Origin of the sequence: Paenibacillus sp. GM2, from assembly GCF_900069005.2 — a bacterium.
In the GTDB taxonomy this organism is placed as follows: domain Bacteria; phylum Bacillota; class Bacilli; order Paenibacillales; family Paenibacillaceae; genus Fontibacillus.
Map to the genome: position 1 here is coordinate 299897 of NZ_LN831277.1, position 18755 is coordinate 318651.

17 protein-coding genes are annotated in these 18755 nt (G+C 48.7%); 9 read left to right on the plus strand and 8 right to left on the minus strand.

Annotation, left to right across the window (positions count from 1 at the left end):
* The first annotated feature begins 186 nt into the window (after positions 1 to 186).
* Positions 187 to 1179: a LacI family DNA-binding transcriptional regulator gene (locus BN1360_RS04890; RefSeq protein WP_068778775.1), complete on the plus strand. Its 993-nt coding sequence runs from the start codon at positions 187 to 189 to the stop codon at positions 1177 to 1179.
* A gap of 128 nt (positions 1180 to 1307) precedes the next feature.
* Here BN1360_RS04890 and BN1360_RS04895 read toward each other — a convergent pair whose 3' ends face one another.
* The 7 genes from BN1360_RS04895 to BN1360_RS04925 all read right to left on the minus strand — a co-directional run bounded on the left by BN1360_RS04895 (position 1308) and on the right by BN1360_RS04925 (position 8478).
* Positions 1308 to 2078: a formate/nitrite transporter family protein gene (locus BN1360_RS04895; protein WP_068778776.1), complete on the minus strand. Its 771-nt coding sequence runs from the start codon at positions 2076 to 2078 to the stop codon at positions 1308 to 1310.
* 5 nt (positions 2079 to 2083) lie between these two features.
* Positions 2084 to 2404, minus strand: a complete 321-nt coding sequence (gene nirD, locus BN1360_RS04900; RefSeq protein WP_148466514.1) for a nitrite reductase small subunit NirD — start codon at positions 2402 to 2404, stop codon at positions 2084 to 2086.
* Positions 2405 to 2417: 13 nt separating this feature from the next.
* Positions 2418 to 4820: a nitrite reductase large subunit NirB gene (nirB, locus tag BN1360_RS04905; protein WP_068778777.1), complete on the minus strand. Its 2403-nt coding sequence runs from the start codon at positions 4818 to 4820 to the stop codon at positions 2418 to 2420.
* A 193-nt stretch (positions 4821 to 5013) separates the two neighbouring features.
* Positions 5014 to 5817, minus strand: coding sequence for a phosphonate ABC transporter, permease protein PhnE (gene phnE / locus BN1360_RS04910; RefSeq protein WP_068778778.1), 804 nt, complete (start codon positions 5815 to 5817; stop codon positions 5014 to 5016).
* Positions 5814 to 6614 (minus strand): phosphonate ABC transporter, permease protein PhnE, encoded by an 801-nt coding sequence (phnE, locus tag BN1360_RS04915; protein WP_068778779.1) that lies wholly within the window; start codon positions 6612 to 6614, stop codon positions 5814 to 5816. The genes phnE (BN1360_RS04910) and phnE (BN1360_RS04915) overlap by 4 nt, the downstream gene beginning before the upstream one ends.
* Entirely contained in the window at positions 6611 to 7387 is a 777-nt protein-coding gene (gene phnC / locus BN1360_RS04920) for a phosphonate ABC transporter ATP-binding protein (RefSeq protein WP_068778780.1), read from the minus strand. The genes phnE (BN1360_RS04915) and phnC overlap by 4 nt, the downstream gene beginning before the upstream one ends.
* Positions 7388 to 7503: 116 nt before the next feature.
* On the minus strand, positions 7504 to 8478 hold the full coding sequence (locus BN1360_RS04925) for a phosphate/phosphite/phosphonate ABC transporter substrate-binding protein (protein WP_068778897.1): 975 nt from the start codon (positions 8476 to 8478) through the stop codon (positions 7504 to 7506).
* A 453-nt stretch (positions 8479 to 8931) separates the two neighbouring features.
* Between BN1360_RS04925 and BN1360_RS04930 the strand changes: the two genes are divergently transcribed.
* The 5 genes from BN1360_RS04930 to BN1360_RS04950 all read left to right on the plus strand — a co-directional run bounded on the left by BN1360_RS04930 (position 8932) and on the right by BN1360_RS04950 (position 15736).
* Positions 8932 to 10533 (plus strand): bifunctional metallophosphatase/5'-nucleotidase, encoded by a 1602-nt coding sequence (locus tag BN1360_RS04930; protein ID WP_068778781.1) that lies wholly within the window; start codon positions 8932 to 8934, stop codon positions 10531 to 10533.
* Positions 10534 to 10673: 140 nt separating this feature from the next.
* Positions 10674 to 11366, plus strand: a complete 693-nt coding sequence (locus BN1360_RS04935; RefSeq protein ID WP_068778782.1) for a response regulator transcription factor — start codon at positions 10674 to 10676, stop codon at positions 11364 to 11366.
* A complete protein-coding gene (locus BN1360_RS04940; protein WP_068778783.1) occupies positions 11363 to 12400 on the plus strand; it encodes a sensor histidine kinase in 1038 nt (345 codons plus the stop codon). The genes BN1360_RS04935 and BN1360_RS04940 overlap by 4 nt, the downstream gene beginning before the upstream one ends.
* A gap of 121 nt (positions 12401 to 12521) precedes the next feature.
* The gene (locus BN1360_RS04945) at positions 12522 to 13217 is read left to right on the plus strand and encodes an ABC transporter ATP-binding protein (protein WP_068778784.1); all 696 of its coding nucleotides are present in this window, start codon (positions 12522 to 12524) and stop codon (positions 13215 to 13217) included.
* Positions 13214 to 15736 carry an ABC transporter permease gene (locus BN1360_RS04950; RefSeq protein WP_068778785.1) on the plus strand — a complete coding sequence of 841 codons (2523 nt, stop codon included), beginning with the start codon at positions 13214 to 13216 and terminating at the stop codon, positions 15734 to 15736. The genes BN1360_RS04945 and BN1360_RS04950 overlap by 4 nt, the downstream gene beginning before the upstream one ends.
* Before the next feature lie 65 nt (positions 15737 to 15801).
* Here BN1360_RS04950 and BN1360_RS04955 read toward each other — a convergent pair whose 3' ends face one another.
* On the minus strand, positions 15802 to 17004 hold the full coding sequence (locus tag BN1360_RS04955) for an MFS transporter (protein ID WP_068778786.1): 1203 nt from the start codon (positions 17002 to 17004) through the stop codon (positions 15802 to 15804).
* 219 nt (positions 17005 to 17223) lie between these two features.
* Here BN1360_RS04955 and BN1360_RS04960 point away from each other — a divergent pair, with 219 nt between their 5' ends.
* The 3 genes from BN1360_RS04960 (at position 17224) to BN1360_RS04970 (ending at position 18731) form a co-directional block, all read left to right on the plus strand.
* Complete coding sequence (locus BN1360_RS04960) at positions 17224 to 17604, plus strand: cytochrome-c oxidase (RefSeq protein ID WP_068778787.1); 381 nt, start codon at positions 17224 to 17226, stop codon at positions 17602 to 17604.
* Between the two features lie 189 nt (positions 17605 to 17793).
* On the plus strand, positions 17794 to 18234 hold the full coding sequence (locus BN1360_RS04965; RefSeq protein ID WP_068778788.1) for a MarR family winged helix-turn-helix transcriptional regulator: 441 nt from the start codon (positions 17794 to 17796) through the stop codon (positions 18232 to 18234).
* A 98-nt stretch (positions 18235 to 18332) separates the two neighbouring features.
* Entirely contained in the window at positions 18333 to 18731 is a 399-nt protein-coding gene (locus BN1360_RS04970) for a DoxX family protein (protein ID WP_068778789.1), read from the plus strand.
* The last annotated feature ends 24 nt before the right edge of the window (positions 18732 to 18755 follow it).

Below are 18755 nucleotides of genomic sequence, written 5' to 3' on the forward strand. Positions count from 1 at the left end.
TCAAAAAGTCTACTTTTGATAAGAAAACCGATCGAATTCATTTAAGGATGAGTTGACCGCGGTTCAAAGGCAGGTTTTCTTGCGATATAGAATTTCATCAACTCCAGGAGTGAGCTTGGCTTCAATCATACGACCATGAGTTCAGCCTTATGTCTTTGGTTGAGAAGATGAAGGAGCGAGGGTAAATTGACAAGCATTAAAGATATTGCCAAAAAGGCTGGCGTCTCCATCTCGACAGTATCCTATGCACTTAATGGCAGCAGCAAAGTGACGGATGAGACACGGTCCAGAATTCTTCATGTCGCCAACGAATTGAATTATATCCCCAACGCAGCAGCAAGAACGTTGAAGAAGAAGGAGTCGCGGATACTCGGCGTGTTCCTGACCGACTTCAGGGGGGATGTGTATGGAGAACTGCTTGATGGGATGAAGGAGGTATGCAATTCGCAGGGCTATGACCTGATCGTATGCAGCGGTGAGCAATCTCATCGTATGCTTCCGGAACGGATGATTGATGGTGCAGTCATTCTTGATCATACCTTCTCCAGCGAGGAGCTGCTTAAGCACGCACAGCGCAACCACAAGATCGTCGTATTGGACCGGGAGCTGGAGCATCCGAACATTAATCAGGTGCTGCTGGATAATAAAGCGGGGGCGACTCTGGCCACAGAATACCTCGTTGAACAAGGGCATAAGAAGATTTATGTCGTAACCGGCCCGGACGATTCGTTCGACTCGATTCAACGGATGAAGGCAGTTAATCTGGTTGCGAGTCGGGCCGATGATGTGGAATGGATTGAGCTGCCCGGAGATTTCAAGAAGAGCGGTGGCGAGAGGGCGGCTGACCGAATTATTCAGGAGTACACCGAGCCGGTTGCCGTCTTTTGCCTGAATGATGAGATGGCGATCGGACTGTGCAACCGTCTGGCCGATACGGATTTCACCATCGGCGAGCATGTGCACTTGATCGGCTTTGATCACATTGAGCTTAGCCGATATATGCAGCCGCGATTGGCCACGATTGATTACTCCAAGCGTAAATGGGGCGCGCTCGCTGCCGAACAGCTCATCAAGATTATATCCGGAGAGGCTGTTGAGCATGAACGGATTTATGTAACGCTAGTGCAAGGGTCTTCCGTTGGTCGCGGACCCAAGCGGAGTATGATGTATACGAACTAAAAAATGACCCGAGTTGAGACACTTCTAACCAGTGCTTTCGTTCGGGTCATTTTGTAGTTGGGGGACTTTGACCAAGCTTCATGGATGGTTACAGCTTGACTAACAACATAATGAATCGTCCATTTACATTAAATTCGCTTAGCCTTGCCGATATACCAATAAGGTACCCCTACAAACAGGATTCCTCCTGCCATGTTGCCCAGAGATACGGGAATCAAGTTAGCGGCAAGCCCTGCCAGTGTTACCGTTTCCGGATGGGGGACCAGCAGCGAGATGGATAGGAGCGTCATATTCGCAACACTATGCTCAAAGCCAGAGGTAATGAACGCAAACAAACACCAGAAGATCATGATCAGCTTCGCGGTTTCTTCTTTCATTTTCATGGAGCACCATACCGCCAGACAAACAAGAATATTACAGAGAATTCCTCGCATGAACAGCTCCATAAAAGGGGCATGCATCTTCACACTTGCCACCGAATTAATAAATTCAGCCACACCGCCAGTCGCAAGACCTGTCAGGACAAAGATGGCGGCAACCAGAAATGAACCTGCAAAATTGCCAACGTAGCTATAAAGCCATATTTTCAAAGTCTCGAGCCAGGATGTCTTTTTTTCAAGTGTACTCACCGTCATCACAAAGTTGTTCCCCGTAAATAGTTCACTTCCGGCCATGATGACAAGACTTAAGGCAATTCCAAAAGAGATGCCCATAACAATCTTTGTGCTTGGAACTTGAGCAGGGGTTAAAAGACCGCCTATCGTAAAGATAAGGATGATGCCAAGACCCACGAACAAGCCGGCAAGCATGGAAGAGACTAAATATTTGCCTTTACTCTGTTTAAGCAGGTTGACTTTGCCAAGCCCGGCCTGGTTGATCTGCTGAATGATATCGTTCACCTGACTTATACCCCTCCTATATAAACAAATCCGTCGATGATCTCGATCTCGTAGGTTTGGATACAGCCGTCATCCGGTTTTTGAACCTCCCCAGTTACGAGGGAAATCTTCCAATCATGAAGCGGGCAGAAGACAAATTCCCCGGAGACGATTCCTTCAGCGAGTGGCCCGTTCTTATGAGGACAGCGATTGCTTACGGCGCGAACCTCTCCATTAGACAAACGAAATACCGCGATAGACTGGCCGTTCAGCTGCACCTCTTTACCGATCTGTACGGGTAAATCCTCAAGTTTCATTATTTTTATCTTATCTGTCGTCATGCTCACTGTGTTCTCCTCCTTATCGCTTCTCAACGGTATAGAGCTGCTTGCGCTGATCGTCTGTCAAAGCTTTGCCCCAGGCCTCGGTGTACGTATCCCGCGCATGCTCGAATCTTGCCGCAAGCGAGGCGACCTGTTCTTGATCGGCGAGTGTTCTGCGAACGGTGTCCACACCGATACGCTCTACCCATGGTGCTGTACGCTCTCCATAAATGCCTGTCTCGCGATATATCTGCACGTAGGCCTTCGCCATCAAGAGCACTTCATCTTCTGTCGTTACCGTGGTAAGACTGTCGCATTGGCGGACTTCCGTTCCTCCGTTGCCGCCGATATAGAGCTGATAGCCATTCTCTACACAAACCACGCCAAAGTCCTTGGTCAGCACCTCCGCACAGTTGCGTGGGCAACCGGATACACCCATTTTCATCTTGTGAGGCGTGTCTACCATTTCAATCTCCTGCTCCAGGCGAATGCCAAGTCCGAGTGAATCCTGGGTGCCAAAGCGGCAGAACCTAGAGCCCACACAAGATTTCACATTGCGAAGTGATTTGGAGTACGCATAGCCGGAACGCATCTCGAGATCAGCCCATATTTTTGGCACATCCTCTTTCTTCACTCCATAGAGTCCAACCCGGCTGGCCCCTGTGATTTTGACGAGAGGGACATTGTATTTCTTGGCGACTTCCCCGATCCGAATCAGGTCGTCTGGCGAGGTTGTCCCGCCATACATCCGAGGAATGACGGAGAAGGTGCCATCCTTCTGAATATTGCCTTCCATCCGTTCATTAACGAAGCGCGAAGCCTTGTCATCCTCATATTGATCAGGTCGAATCATACGCAGGTAATAGTTCAATGCAGGGCGGCATTTGGAGCAGCCCTCTTCATGCTGGAAGCCGAGCACATTGCGAACCTCTCTAGGAGTATGCAGCCCCTTTTCTTTGATAGCAGCAACGACTTCATCTCTCGATAACGAAGTGCACCCGCATATTCCGCTTACTTCAGCTGCGGCGTCAAACTTATCACCCAACGTATGGGCAAGGATCGCTTCAACCATGCCGCGGCATTTGCCACAGGAGCCACCTGCCTTGGTGATTGTCTTCACTTCGTTAAAGGTCGTTAGCCCATGCTCGAGGATCGCTCCTACAATCGTCCCTTTGGTTACCCCGTTACAACCGCATACTGTTTCATCGGAACTCATGGAGGCTACATCCAGCCCGCTCTCATCTCCTGCCTTATGAAGCACTGAAGCCTTTGTAAACTCCGAGATATCGGCTTGCTTCTTCAACATGCTGAACAGGCGGGTTCCGTCTGAAGCATCACCGTAGAGCACAACGCCAACGACCTTGTTGTCGCGCACGAGCACTTTTTTATAAGTGCCCGAGCATTCGTCTTGCACGACGATCGCCTTTGTATTCTCAGAGGGATGGATCTCGCCTCCAGAGAACAGATCGCAGCCTGCGACCTTCAATTGTGTCGATAGAATACTTCCCTGGTAGCCCGTTGTGGGGTTATCAGTCAAATAGTCAGCCAGCACAATGGCTTGCTCATACAAAGGAGCAACCAAACCGTAGGCAATCCCTCGATGCTCGGCACATTCTCCTACCGCATAAATAGCTGGATCTGAAGTTTGCAGAACATCATTAACACAAATAGCGCGATTGACTTCCAGGCCTGCATCCTTTGCAATTGCCGCATTCGGACGTATTCCTACAGCCATCACCACAAGATCGCATTCAACGCTCGTTCCGTCTTCAAAGCGTATGCCTTGCACACGCCTATCGCCATAAATCTCTGTTGTCTTTTTCTCCATCAGGAACTTCATGCCTTGCTGCTCAAGATCGAGCTTCAATAGGGCTGCAGCGGCATGATCAAGCTGCATTTCCATCAGATCGGGCAAGAGATGAACCACATGAACCTCCATGCCTCGATCCAGCAATCCGCGAGCGGCTTCTAATCCAAGCAGGCCGCCGCCGATCACGACGGCTTTTTTATATTGTTTCGCAGCATCCATCATCGCCTGCGTATCATCTATAGTTCGGAAGCCAACAACGCCTTCCAATTCATGCCCGGGAACAGGCAGAATAAAGGCGCTTGAGCCGGTGGCAATAATGAGCTTATCGTACGAAATCATCGTGCCTTTATCCGTGATAACCTGTTGTTCCTCACGGCGAATTTGCGTAACATGCTCGTTAGAGACCAGGCGAATTTGATTGGCTTCGTACCAATTCCAATCATTAATGTTTATTTCCTCAAAGGTGGTCTTGCCTTGCAGTACGTTGGAGAGCATAATCCTATTGTAGTTCGGGTAAGGTTCGTCCCCAATCATTGTGATGTCATACAGATCGGGACTTCTCTTTATGATTTCCTCAATGCATCGTGCACCAGCCATACCATTGCCGATCATCACCAAATGACTTTTCATCCTTTGCTCCTCCAATATCTTTGTGAATGAAATCACATGTTTTAAATTATGTTACCTAGTATTCAAATAGCAAAGAGTGATTGGCGTCACTTTTTTTATGGATTTTTTACAAATAATATAAATAGCGAATAGCCTTACCCCGGTATAAAAGAGTAAGGCTGATAACGATCATCATCCATGGATTCTTAATAAATTAGACCAGCTTCTTGCGGAGTGTTCCGGAGATCAGGTCGATGGTTGTGATCATGACGATAATACCTAGCAGGATGATGCCTACACGATCCCAGTTCCGCGTGCTTAGAGCGAAGATCAATGGTGTGCCGATGCCTCCGGCACCGATAATGCCAAGGATTGTCGCGGAACGAAGATTAAGCTCGAAGCGGTACAGCGTATAGGATAAGAAGCCAGGCAGGACCTGAGGGATGACTGCGAACCATAGGATTTGCAAACGGCTTGCTCCCACTGCCATCAGCGCCTCCAGCGGACCGTTGTCGATATTCTCAACTTCATCGGCGAACAGCTTGCCAAGCATACCTACGGAATGAAGGCCCAGCGCCAGTACTCCGGCGAAAGATCCGGGGCCCACCGCTTTGATGAACAGGATTGCCATAACCACTTCCGGGAAGGTACGGATCAGGCTGAGCAGTATTTTGCCGGAACCGGATATAACCTTGCCACGGCTCATATTAACCGCCGACCAGAAGGCGAACGGGATACAGATGATCGTAGATATGAAAGTGCCCAGAATAGAGATCGCCAGCGTATCTAACAGTCCTCGCAGCAAATCCTCTCCATCCGGCAGGTAGACATAGCCCCAATCCGGTGAGAACAGCCCGGCTAGGATCGATTTGCTCACTTGGCCGGCAGTCTCCTTGATACCGGAATAAGGGATGCCGGCAAAAGCCCAGACATAGATGAGAATGAGCGCGATATATATCAGCAGACGATAACGATTCTTCTTAGGCTTAGGTATCATTTCACTCCATGATTTTGTCATAGCAATTTCTCCCGCAGCTTAGAGCTAATATAATCGATGACCAATACGACAGCCAGAGTAACGATAATGATCATGCAGGTCTTGTCGTACTCCAGAAATCCTAACGTAACTTCATAATAATGGCCGATACCGCCAGCGCCGACTAAGCCCAGCACGGCTGCAGCACGGACATTGATCTCGAACGTATAGAGCAGGAACGAGATGAAATGGGGCCTGATTTGCGGAACGACACCAAAATTGATGATTTGCAGCGGATGCGCTCCGGCGGACGTCATGGCTTCGAGCGGTCCGGGATCGATCGTCTCCAGCGCCTCATAGGTCAGCTTGGCGATTACTCCTAGTGAGAAGAACGCCAGGGCGAGTATACCAGGCAGGGCGCCCAAACCGAATATGGCTACAAAAAGAGCGGCGAGCAATAGATCGGGAATAGTACGAATCAAATTCAGAATGAAGCGGACCGGATAGTAAATCCATTTATGCTTAGCGATATTGGAGGCACTCAGCAGCGCGATTGGGATAGCGAGGATTGCCCCAAACGTAGTACCCAGCAGCGCCATGCGGATGGTCTCCAGCATCGCGGTCCATATATTGTCGAGATAGGTCCATTTCGGTGGGAACATTTCCTTGAGCAGGTCGAGCATATTTGGCATGCCCTGTATCAGTTCGCCAAAGGTTGCCTCAGTCTGGACCGAGCTCCCCCATAGTAGGAGAACCACGATAGTCGCCGTGAAGTAATGTTTGATCTTCCTCGGCGCCTTGGGACGAAGCAGCTGTGTCGATTCTGTCTGCGCCTTCATACAACCGCTTCCCCCAATAAATGATTTTCCTCATGAAACGGACGGCCATAAATCTCGGCGAAGCGCTCATCCGTCGCTTCTGATACCGGACCGTCAAAGACGACCTCGCCGGCTTGCAGACCGATAATGCGCGTTGCGTACTGACGCGCCAAATCGATGGAATGCAGATTGACGATCGTCGTAATGTCGAGATCCATGTTGATACGTTTCAGGTCGTCCATGACTTGCTTTGTCGTCAGGGGATCCAGTGAAGCCACCGGTTCATCGGCAAGAATGATCTTGGCCTTCTGGGAGAGAACACGGGCAATAGCGACGCGCTGCTGCTGTCCGCCAGACAACTCGTCGGCGCGCGCGTAAGCTTTCTGGACGATATTAACGCGATCGAGCGCTTCGAAGGCAAGATCGATATCTTCCTTCGGGAATAAGCCCAGCAGGGTGCGGAGAACCGAATGATGGCCCACTCGTCCGGCCAGTACATTACGCAGCACAGTCGTACGCTTCACTAGGTTGAAGCTTTGGAAGATCATGCCGATATCGCGGCGGATCATTCGCAGTTCTTTGCCTTTTGCTGTGGTGATCGATTTCCCATCGATGAGAATCTCGCCATCTGTAATGTCATGCAGTCGGTTGATCGAACGCAGCAGTGTGGATTTACCCGCGCCGGATAAGCCGACAATGGCGATGAATTCCCCTTTCTCAACCTTCAGGTTGATCTGATTCAGTCCCTTGGTGCCATTGGGGTATGTTTTTGTTACATTGCGTAATTCAATCACTTGGCGATTTCCCCTTTTACAAATCAATATCGTGAAATAGAAGAGGCCAGCTGCAGTGCGGAAGCACTCCGGCTGGCGTTGTTACGAGATGGTGAACATGCATAAGAGACTGGGGACTACTCCGTTTTTACCTTTTCCCCATATTCGCGAACGATATCAAATTTACTATCATCGGATGTTACATATCCTTCATGGGTGTAAATCTCGGAAATAATCTTATGTCCTTCTTCGTCTTTACCAAGTTCCATAAAGGCATTTTGCAGCTTCTCTACCCATTCAGGGCTCATATCCGAACGAACGCTGATCGTATCGTTAGGGATAGGCTCTGTATAAGCAAGGACACGCGTATCTTCAAAGACGCTAGGGTAATCATTTTTTACCGTGTTGCGAGCATCCTGGAAGATGGCAGCTGCGTCTACATCGCCGTTCAGTACGGCAAGCACGCCCTGGTCATGACCTTTCACAGTAATCGCTTCTACGTCCTTGAGCGGATCGAGTCCGGCTTCCATCAATTTAGCGGCAGGCCATACAAATCCAGCGGAGGAAGTCACATTCTGATAAGCAATCTTCTTGCCTTTCAGATCGGCAACAGATTGAATGCTGGAATCTTTCTTCACGATGATCATTGATTTGTAGAAATCAACCAGATCCGTCGTTGGAGCGCCTGTATCATCTTGTACTCCGAAACGTTGAGCTTGCAGAATAACCTCTGCTGCACCTTTCTCTTTGGCCAACACATAAGCGGTCGGAGGCAGGAAGCCTACGTCAACTTTCTTGGAAGCCATAGCTTCGATGATTGTATTGTAGTCAGTGGATACGCTGACTTTGACAGGAATGCCGATCTTGTCGGAGAGCAGCTTCTCAAGCGGCTTGGCCTTTGCTTCCAAGGTGTCAGCATTTTGCGAAGGTACGAATTGGACAGTCAAGGTAGTTGGAACATAACCTGTATCTTTCTTCTCTTCAGCCTGATTGGTCTGATTGGTTTGACCGGAGTTTGCTGCTGCTTTGCCATCGGTATTATTAACGGAGGCGGAGTTCTGTCCGCAGCCCCCAAGGACGGCAATGGATAAGAATAAAGGAAGAGCAAGCATAGCTAATTTTTTCAAGCGAGATGACCTCCATAGAATCTATTTTTTTGGTGCTGGCTTAAATATAATGCTCATTTATTAACGGATCGTCAGTGCAATGATAAATGTTTGTAAATTAAAGTAAATTTAATATAAATCTGCATTTCACTTGATAGAATCAAGAAAAACACTAACAAGGAAGTTGAAAAAGTCCAATTTTCAGCACCGAAGCGTACGCCACCACCTGTGTTTTTGAAAAATACCTCAATTTGGGGAGGCTAGAGTCTGAGAAGTGGAGCTACCCGTTATTGAAAAATAACTTCTTAAGCACTTGCTTGCAGCAGCCTGTAGCAGGTATGTGAGCATCGCCAGAAAACCTGGTTATGAATCGCGGACGTTCAGCCTTGAGTTGGCTTGATCGCTGTTCTTATCAAAAGCGGACTTTTTAAACAATTACAAAAAAGGGAGTGTTGGAGGATGGAACACCGACAAGAAGCAGCCTGTGAGATTCTAGTATCCAGCGATATACATGGGCATATTTATCCGACAGATTACCGTTCCACCGGCGAGTGCCAGTTGGGGCTAGCAAAGCTGGCAACGTTGATCGAAAGAGAGAGGCAGGCAAAGCCAGACCTGCTGTTGCTTGATAATGGGGACCTTATTCAAGGGACACCTCTATCGACGTATTTTGTGAAAAATAAGCAGGGGATCCACCCGACGATCGAGGTGCTTAACCGGCTAGGCTATGATGCAGCGGTTCCGGGGAACCATGAATTCAATTATGGACTAAGCACTTTCAGCCAGGTGGTGGAGGACTCGCATTTCCCATGGCTGTCTGCAGGGATTACGGTGAAGGGAGCAGGCAAACCTGCGTTTGGGCAACCGTATATAACGAAAGTTCTGGAGAACGGATTAAAGCTTGCTGTGTTGGGGGTGACAACGCATTATATCCCGTATTGGGAGAACCCTCAGCATATCGCCGGGCTGGAATTCGCGGATGCGCTGGAGACGGTTCGCTTCTGGGTACCGATGATTCGGAGAGAGGAGCGACCGGATCTGTTGATTGTAGCTTATCACGGCGGGTTTGAACGCGACCTGTGGACCGGCGAGCCCGTGGAACGCCTGACCGGGGAAAATCAGGCCTATGCGATGTGTGCCGAGGTGGAGGGGATCGATATTCTCATTACAGGCCATCAACATCGCAGTCTTTTTGGAGAAGTAAATGGAGTAACGATTGTCCAGCCATCTTGCCTCGGCCAGGCGCTGGGAAGAATCAACGTCAACTTCCGCAGAGGGGAAAGCGGGGATTGGGAGATTACGGATCGGCGGGCAGATCTGCTTGTACCGGATGAGTTGGTAGAGCCCGATCAGGAAGTGCTCCATTTATGCCGTGAGCTTGAGCAAGAGACACAGGCCTGGCTGGATGAGCCGATCGGAGCTGTTGATGGCGATATGAGCGTACTAAGCTCGCTGGATTGCCGTCTGGAAGATCACCCTTTTATTGAATTTGTCAACCGCGTTCAGATGGAGGTCAGCGGTGCTGAGGCATCCAATACCGCGCTGCTTAATGAGCAATCGCTTGGCTTTCAAGGGGGAATTACGCGCCGGGACGTGCTGGCTAACTTTATATATCCCAATACGCTTACCGTCCTGAGGTTAACCGGCAAAGATATTCGCGCAGCGCTGGAGCAAACGGCTACCTATTGGCAGCTTGGTTCTGACGGAGAACTAATGATTAACCCGTCCTTCCTGGAGCCGAAGGCCCAGCATTATAACTATGATATGTGGGAGGGCATTGAATACGAATTGGATATCTCCCGTCCGGCAGGAGAACGGGTAGTCAAGCTGAACTACAACGGTGCAGCGCTGACTGATGAAGCGGAGATGGATGTCGTTATGAACAGCTACCGCGCCGGTGGGGGCGGAGATTACGAAATGTATCAGGGGAGACCTGTCGTCAAGGAGATTACGATCGATATGGCTGATCTGGTCAGCGATTATATTATGGAGCATCAGGTCATTCAGGCAAGCTGCAATTACAATTGGAGAGTTAGTATTCAGCAGGGAGCAAGAGCTTAAGGAACAGCATAAAGAACATCGGCATAAAGTGCATCAGCATAAGGAGCATCAGGAACGCTTCATCTTCATCCAAGTACAACCTGTTCATTGCAAGGGTATTGTAGAATAGAATTAACAAATTCATGTACGGGAGCCCTGATATGACAACGATACTTGTAGTTGAAGATGACAGGAGTTTGAATAAAGGGATTGCGCTGACGCTGGCCCAGGATGGCGTGACTATTAGGCAGGTCTATGATGTTGCCGGCGCGCAGACGCTGCTGAAGGCGGAAAAGGTAGATCTCCTATTGCTTGATATCCATCTTCCGGATGGGAGCGGACTGGACCTGTGTGAGCAGATACGCCGGGAATCCCGCATACCGATTATTTTTCTGACAGCAAATGATTTGGAAATCGATATCGTAACCGGGCTAGAGCTGGGTGCGGACGATTATATTACGAAGCCGTTCAGCTTGATGGTTCTGCGCGCTAGGGTCATGGCGGTATTAAGAAGGCTGGAACCCCTGGAACGTGAGAAGCTGATCTATGGCGATTTGGAGCTTGATTTTGAGAGATTGGAGTTTTATAGACGTGGGCAGGCGCTTGCCCTAAGCAGGACGGAGTGTAAGCTGCTCCGAACGCTGGTCCGTCATCCCGGTCAGATTCTTACCCGCGAACAGCTAATGGATCAGGTATGGTCTGGCGAAGCCGAGTTTGTTGATGAGAATGCGCTGACGGTGACGATCAAACGGCTTCGAGCCAAGTTGGAAGATGAGCCCTCAGCTCCGGAGTATATTAAGACGGTCTATGGTTTAGGTTATGTGTGGGCCGTAGAAGGCGGGGGCTTAAGATGAACAGAGGTGATAATGCCGGGCATTTTAACAGACTCTATTCCAGCTTTTCGGCAGTGACCGGCTTGCTTATATTGGGGTATGCCGGATGCATGGTGTACATGACAGGCTTCACGGCCCATGCCATCTGGCTGTCTGTTTTATTCATCTGTATCTTCACCGTGCTTTGTGGGCTGTTGATTTGGGGACTGCGAAGCAAGCTCGGCGGGATCATCGGTACATTGGATGAGATTATTGAAGGGGCGATCCGTGGAGAAGGGCGGGTCACAGGCTACAGTGAGACTAGCATATCATCGCTGGAGAACAAGCTGATTCGCTATATTGATCTCTCATTTGCTCATGAGCAGGAGATGGCAGCGGAGAAGAATACGATCAAACAGCTTATCTCGGATATTTCACACCAGACGAAGACCCCGTTATCCAACATCACGCTCTATAGCCAACTGCTTGCGGAGCAAGCCGGATTCGAGGGCGAAACGCAGCAGTGGGTGGAGCAGATCGGCATTCAGGCCCATAAATTGGACTGGTTGATTCAATCTTTGATCAAGATGTCCAGATTGGAGACGGGGATCATAACCATACATCCGGACTATGGGTTCGTGATCGGGACGATTACGGAGGCGATGTCGCAAGTTTATAAGCGGGCGCAACAGAAAGAAATTGATGTGACCATCGACTGCGCCCCTTCCATAAATGCGTACCATGATCGCAAGTGGACGGGAGAGGCGTTGTTCAACATCCTCGATAATGCGGTGAAATATAGCAAGCCTGGCGGGAGGATCCGGATTACAGTGGCAGCCTATGAGTTATTTGTGCGGGTCGATATCGCCGATTCCGGTATGGGGATCATGGAGAGCGAACTGAATCATATATTCAAACGTTTCTATCGCTGCCAGAGAACTGCGGGGTTTGAAGGCGTGGGTATTGGGCTGTTTCTGACCCGGGAGATCATAAGCGCACAAGGCGGATATATCAAGGTATCTTCAAAGCTGGAGCAAGGGACAACATTCTCTATATTCCTGCCTGCTGACAGCTAATCGTTAGCGGTGAATCTGTCACTTCTGTTATATTTACGTCACGGGAATGACAGAATCGTTTGCTACATTTAGTTTGTACGCGGGATGACTATGTACGGACTATGGTTTAGGGGATGATGAGATGCCGATCTTGCAGATAGAGCATTTGAAGAAATATTACGGAAAAGGCCAGGTTTGTGTAAAAGCGCTGGATGATGTGTCACTCTCCGTGGAGAAGGGGGAGTTCGTAGCGATTGTCGGAACCAGCGGCAGTGGCAAGAGTACGCTCTTGCATATGCTGGGCGGCCTTGATCGCGCGACCGAAGGAAAGGTTATTGTGGATGGCAACGATATATTCGCCATGAATGACGAGAATCTGACGATATTTCGGCGCAGATCCGTTGGCTTTGTATTTCAAAGCTATAATTTGATTCCGATCCTGAATGTATATGAAAATATCGTATTGCCGATCGAACTGGATGGGGCGTCGGTGGACCGGGAATATCTGGACTTGCTTGTTAGTACGCTGGGTTTGCAGGAGAAAATACATCAGCTTCCGTCCAGCTTGTCCGGGGGACAGCAGCAGCGGGTGGCGATTGCCCGGGCGCTGGCGACGAAGCCGTCAATCGTTCTGGCCGATGAACCTACGGGAAATCTGGATAGCAGGACTAGCCAGGAAGTACTGATACTCTTGAAGCAATTAAGCGAGAGATTTAATCAGACCATCGTGATGATCACACATAACGAAGAGATCGCGCAGACCGCAGACCGGATTATACGGATCGAGGACGGAAGAATGGCCGGGACGGATGGGACCGATGCCGGGGTGAGATCATGATCGGAACGAATAATCGGCGAGCGGTATTCGGGTTGGCCAAGAGAAGCTTGCGTTCCAGCCCATCGCGCAACGGGATCATTATCGGAGCCATTGTGCTGACCACGCTGATGATTACCTCGATCTTCACGATTACTTTAAGCTTGAATCAGTCGATGGAACGAACGCAGATGAAGACGGCCGGAGGGGATTATCACGGAAGCTTCAAATATTTGACCAAGGAACAGGTTGATATATTGAAGCAGCATCCCTCGATTAAGGAATATGGGACCTCTCTTGTCGTAGGGTGGGTGGCCAATGAACTATTCAAGACCTCCCCCATCGAAGTTAACTTGATCGATGATCTTATGGCCAAGCATAGCTTCGTCCAGTTAATCGAGGGCGGGTTGCCTGTTGAAGAGGACGGAATCGTCATGAACACATGGGCGCTTGAGAAGCTTGGCGTCCCGCTCCGGCTTGGCGCTGATGTTCCATTAGAAATCGATATTAACGGCCAGAAGCTGGGCAAGGATTTTAAATTATCCGGCTATTATAAGACGGATCAACATGTTGCGATGGCAGGATTAGCATTCGTATCGCAAAATTTTGTGGATAAATATGTAGCCTTCATTGATCCGAAGCAGACCAAGCTCAGCGGGACCTATGTCAACACGACCAGCTTGAACGTTATGTTCAACAATTCCTGGAATATTCAGGAGAAGGTGGACAAGGTGCTGGCGGATACGGGTCTTGATGTTCCTACAGGTGTGAACTGGGCATATTCCAGCGTTTCTCTGTTTAATGATCCGATGAATCTTTTACCGTATGTAGCATTGATTTTAGTCATCATGTTAAGCGGCTATTTGCTAATCTATAATATTTTCTATATTTCGGTAGTGAGGGATATTAAATTCTACGGGCTGCTGAAGACGATCGGAACGACGCCGCGGCAGCTCAAGCGGATTATTGTGACTGGGGCCCATTTATTGTTTATCGTCGCATTGCCGCTTGGTCTTGCTCTAGGGTATGGGCTGGGTTGTCTTTTGATGCCGATGTTGTCTTCATTCTCGGATGCGGCTGGAGAAATTTCCTATTCAATAAGCCCGTGGATCTTCATCGGTGCGGCGGTATTCTCTTATATTACGCTGCGAATCTCGGCCAGTAAGCCCGGCAGGATAGCGGCGCGGGTTTCCCCGGTTGAGGCCGTTAAATACGCCGGTGTTAGTGAAGGAAGCAGCCGAAATTTCAAGCGAACGCGACAGGGACCCCAAATATATAAAATGGCTTTGGGCAATCTGCTGCGCAGCAAGAAGAAGCTATTTCTGATGCTGGCTTCCCTATCCTTGGGTCTGATTTTGTTCAGTATGATCTACACGCTGATTTCTTCCTTAAATGTGAATAAGTATTTGAATGCTTTTATTTCCGGAGATTATGTCGTGAAGGATGAAGCTACAGAAGCTAATAGATGGGTGACGGATCATGAGTCCTATGCCTTGACAGAGGAGGTCAGCCAAGCTTTGGAGCGTCTGGGCGGGGTAGAGCGTCTGGACAAAGTATATTTCCAGGAGGATACGCTGCTGATCAGCGATGGAATTAGAGCTCTGCTGGAGCCTCTAGCTGCAACGGAGAAGCGTGAAATGCCGATGTATTCATCGCTCTTGACGTCCGGACGAATTCCTTTACAGATCTATGGGCTGGATGAGGGCTGGTACGGTGTGCTTAACCCAAGTGAGATTGTCGCCGGTCAGTTTGACCGGGACAAGTTCAATACGGGCAACTATGCACTGGTCACAGAAGCGCTGCTGGAGGGAGGAGATAGGAGCTACTATCAACCCGGGGATAAGATCCAGTTGGGTGCGGATGGCAAAAGCTTTGAAGTAATGGCAGTATTAAAATCAGATGGGTTTTATGCGGCCGGGGTTAAGTATTTTAGCAGTGCCGGTTTTAGAGTCTTCCTCCCGGTAGGGGAGTCTAAGCTAGTGGAGCCGGACAGTATGATTCTATCGGCTACCCTGCATGTTGAAGCAAATCAGTCGGGTCAGGCGGAGTCGGCTATCCGCGCCTTCACCGATTCGGTTCCGGGGCTGCTGATGAAATCCCGGGACGACTATAAGGCGGAGATGAACGGGTTCATTACGGTTTTTCAGACGGTGGGTTATGGACTTAGCTTCATTATAGGACTGATTGGGCTGATGAATTTCATGAATACGATGATTACCGGAATCATTGCCCGGCGACATGAATTCGCGATTCTGGAGAGCATCGGGATGTCGAAGCGGCAGTTAAGGAAGATGCTGATCTATGAAGGGCTGTACGTTGTCATGTTTACGGCGATAATTCTGGGGACCCTTGGAATACTGTTAACGTATGGTTTAGTTAAGACTATTACTGAAAATATTGCTTTCACTGTATTTCATATGAATGTACTGCCGATCGCAGCCTCTATCCCGATCCTGGCTGTCATCTCTATTGTTATTACAGCAGTCGCCTATAGGATACTGGCAAGGGACACTGTAGTAGCGAGGTTAAGGGAAGCGGAATAACACAGAAGGGGAGTTCTGTTATGTACAACAGAACTCCCCTTATTGATCTCCGCTGAAGTCATAGGCTAGGCTGCGCCATGCTTGCGGTCTTGAATATAGCTGATTGAGCCGAGCATCAAGGCCGCAGCAGCGAGCAGTGCGCCGACCCAAGGGAGCGAGGATAGCCCCAGATGAGTAATGACGAGACCGCCGATAAAAGCACCGCAGGCATTGCCCAGATTACCGGCGGAATGGCTTGAGGTCGAAGCTAGCGCCGGAGCGGCTTCGGCCAGGCTCATGATCTTAATCTGCAGACCTGGCATAATGCTGAAGGACGCTGCCCCCCACAGGAAGATGGTAATCACGGCGAGGATCGGCTGCTTGACCGTAAAGGTAAAGATGGTAAGTAGCACGCAGATTACAACATAAATGCCGAGGATGGAGGGCATCAGCTTCCAGTCGGCCAGTCGGCCGCCAACTATATTGCCGATCGTAACCCCACATCCGAACAGCACGAGAATCCAGGTTACGCTATGCTCGGCGAAGCCGGAGATCTGCTGCAGCATCGGAGCGATATAAGTAAATACGGCGAACAAGCTGGAATTTCCCAGTGCACAGATCAGGAGGAAGTACAGCAATTTTGGCCGTATTAAGGCTTTTAACTGAGCTCCCATATTACTGCCCCGTTCGGACTGGAGCTTGGGAATGAACAACAGGATTCCTAATAAAGCAATGACTCCAGCAATAGCGATAGCACCAAAGGAAGCGCGCCAGCCCATGTGCTGGCCGACAAAGGTACCAAATGGAACACCAATAATATTGGCGATGGTCAGTCCAGCCATCATAATCGACACTGCGCCAGCCTTCTTATCCGGGTGAACGAGACCGGCTGCAATCACGGCTCCGACACCAAAGAATGTGCCATGCGTTAATGCTGTAATAATCCTTGCTGTCATCAAGAAGGCATAGTTGGGAGCAAAGGCCGAGATGCCGTTGCCGACAATAAATAAAATCATCAGCAGGCATAACAGCAGCTTCTGTGGAAGCCGATGCGTTACCATGGTCAGGATTGGGGCACCGATCGCTACACCCATTGCGTAGGCTGTAATCAGCTGTCCTGCAGATGAGATAGATACGTTCAGGTCTTCTGCAACATTTGGCAGCAGGCCCATAATTACAAATTCGGTCATGCCGATTGCGAAAGCGCCGACGGTCAACGACAACAAAGCGATGGGAAAACGCTCCTTGGCGACGGTCTTTTCTGCAGTAACAACTTGCGGTGAGTTCATGCTGAGTAGATCAACCTTTCTATGAATAAATATTGGACTAGAATACGGATAGGAACAGTTATATATTATACGCGAAAACAGAGTAATAGGAAGGCGCCGACGCCATAAAGAAGCTAAGCCTCAGATCGATATAAATCCAAGGCCTTTTTCGGCTTATTTAACATTATTCTTAATAAAGTAGAATACAATGTCTCAATCTATGAAGAATGGAGGCAAAGCATGGGAATTGCTTATATTAAGGTCGCCTTGATTTATTTCGTCATTGGCGTGGGCCTCGGTGTTTACATGTCGATGGTTCACGATTACACACTAACTGGAGTGCATGTTCATATTAATTTACTTGGATGGGCCTCATTCGCATTAGCCGGAGTGATATATTGTCTGTTCCCTAAAGCGGGGAATCATCTTCTGAGCAAAATTCAGTTCTGGGTGCATACGATTAGCCTTCCGGTCATGATGATTTGTCTTACATTATTGTTAAAAGGAAATGATCAAGTCGAGGTATTAATGGGCGTTGGCTCTACTTTAGTTGTTGTAAGCGTTATTATTTTTACGATCAATGTGTTTCTTCATGTGGGAACGAAAGCGGGCAGCAAATAAAAATCATGCTATAAAATGAGAGTCCATCTATGTTATGAAGCAGGTGCCAGGGCAGATCAGAGGCACCTGTTTTATTATTTTTCCAGCTAGGTGAAAAAAGTTCGGGTCGGCTGTTGACAGATCCAAGCATTTGTATTATCTTTATATCAAGATATTAGATATAGAGATACCTGGAGGGAGGTTAAGGATATGAACAAGAAGGATATTGCCTTGAATTTATTTATTGCGTTGTCTCGGGCGAGCCAGTGGGTGAATGCTGTAAGCGACCGCAATATTCGTGATCATGGTCTAACGCGCACCGAATTTGGGGTACTTGAGTTATTGTATCATAAAGGCGCCCAACCTATACAACGAATTGGCGATAAAGTCCTGATGAGCAGCGGCAATATTACTTATGTAGTAGATAAGCTTGTTCAGAAAGGTTTTGTTCGTCGTAACGCTTCCACCGAGGATCGCCGTTGTATTTATGCAGAGATAACAGATGAAGGTGCTAAGTTTGTTGAAGAGGTGTTCCCGAATCATGTGGATATTATCGAGCAATCGGTAGCTGGTTTGACTGTAGAAGAGCAGCAATTGACGGCATCTTTGTTGAAGAAGTTAGGGAAGCATGCTCAAGAGGGATATAAATAGGTCATGTGAAAATGACGGTAAGATCCCTTTTTTTAACCATATATCTTAATATAAAGATTCTCAATCTAAATAAATCTAAATAAAAAGGAGTTTTCAAGGTGAGTATAGCATTAGGTTTATTCATTATCCGTTTGGTAGTAGGTTTGTCGTTCATAGCGCATGGCGCGCAAAAGTTGTTTGGATGGTTTGGTGGCTATGGCCTAAAAGGGACCGGAGGCTGGATGGAATCACTCGGTATGAAGCCAGGTGTTCTGATGGCTTTGATGGCCGGATTAGGTGAGTTCGTAGGTGGGTTATTGTTCGCAGCCGGGCTGCTTACTCCGGTTGGCGCGGGACTGATTGCCATTACAATGCTGTTCGCGATTATCAGTGTACACGGTAAGAACGGGTACTGGAATACGGCCAATGGTTATGAGATGAATTTGTTGATTATTGCAGTGGTTGTGGGAGTCAGCCTAATCGGTGCAGGAGCATATTCGCTGGATGCGATTCTGTAAGTTGAAATAGTTGAAGCGGATTAA

Bases quoted from the DNA above. Each gene is read 5' to 3' on its own strand.
- BN1360_RS04965 (WP_068778788.1), top strand. From the start codon at position 17,794: ATGAACAAGAAGGATATTGCCTTGAATTTATTTATTGCGTTGTCTCGG.
- BN1360_RS04940 (WP_068778783.1), top strand. From the start codon at position 11,363: ATGAACAGAGGTGATAATGCCGGGCATTTTAACAGACTCTATTCCAGC.
- phnE (WP_068778778.1), bottom strand. From the start codon at position 5,817: ATGACAAAATCATGGAGTGAAATGATACCTAAGCCTAAGAAGAATCGT.
- phnE (WP_068778779.1), bottom strand. From the start codon at position 6,614: ATGAAGGCGCAGACAGAATCGACACAGCTGCTTCGTCCCAAGGCGCCG.
- BN1360_RS04960 (WP_068778787.1), top strand. From the start codon at position 17,224: ATGGGAATTGCTTATATTAAGGTCGCCTTGATTTATTTCGTCATTGGC.
- BN1360_RS04950 (WP_068778785.1), top strand. From the start codon at position 13,214: ATGATCGGAACGAATAATCGGCGAGCGGTATTCGGGTTGGCCAAGAGA.
- BN1360_RS04935 (WP_068778782.1), top strand. From the start codon at position 10,674: ATGACAACGATACTTGTAGTTGAAGATGACAGGAGTTTGAATAAAGGG.
- BN1360_RS04930 (WP_068778781.1), top strand. From the start codon at position 8,932: ATGGAACACCGACAAGAAGCAGCCTGTGAGATTCTAGTATCCAGCGAT.
- BN1360_RS04925 (WP_068778897.1), bottom strand. From the start codon at position 8,478: ATGCTTGCTCTTCCTTTATTCTTATCCATTGCCGTCCTTGGGGGCTGC.
- BN1360_RS04945 (WP_068778784.1), top strand. From the start codon at position 12,522: ATGCCGATCTTGCAGATAGAGCATTTGAAGAAATATTACGGAAAAGGC.
- nirB (WP_068778777.1), bottom strand. From the start codon at position 4,820: ATGAAAAGTCATTTGGTGATGATCGGCAATGGTATGGCTGGTGCACGA.
- BN1360_RS04955 (WP_068778786.1), bottom strand. From the start codon at position 17,004: ATGAACTCACCGCAAGTTGTTACTGCAGAAAAGACCGTCGCCAAGGAG.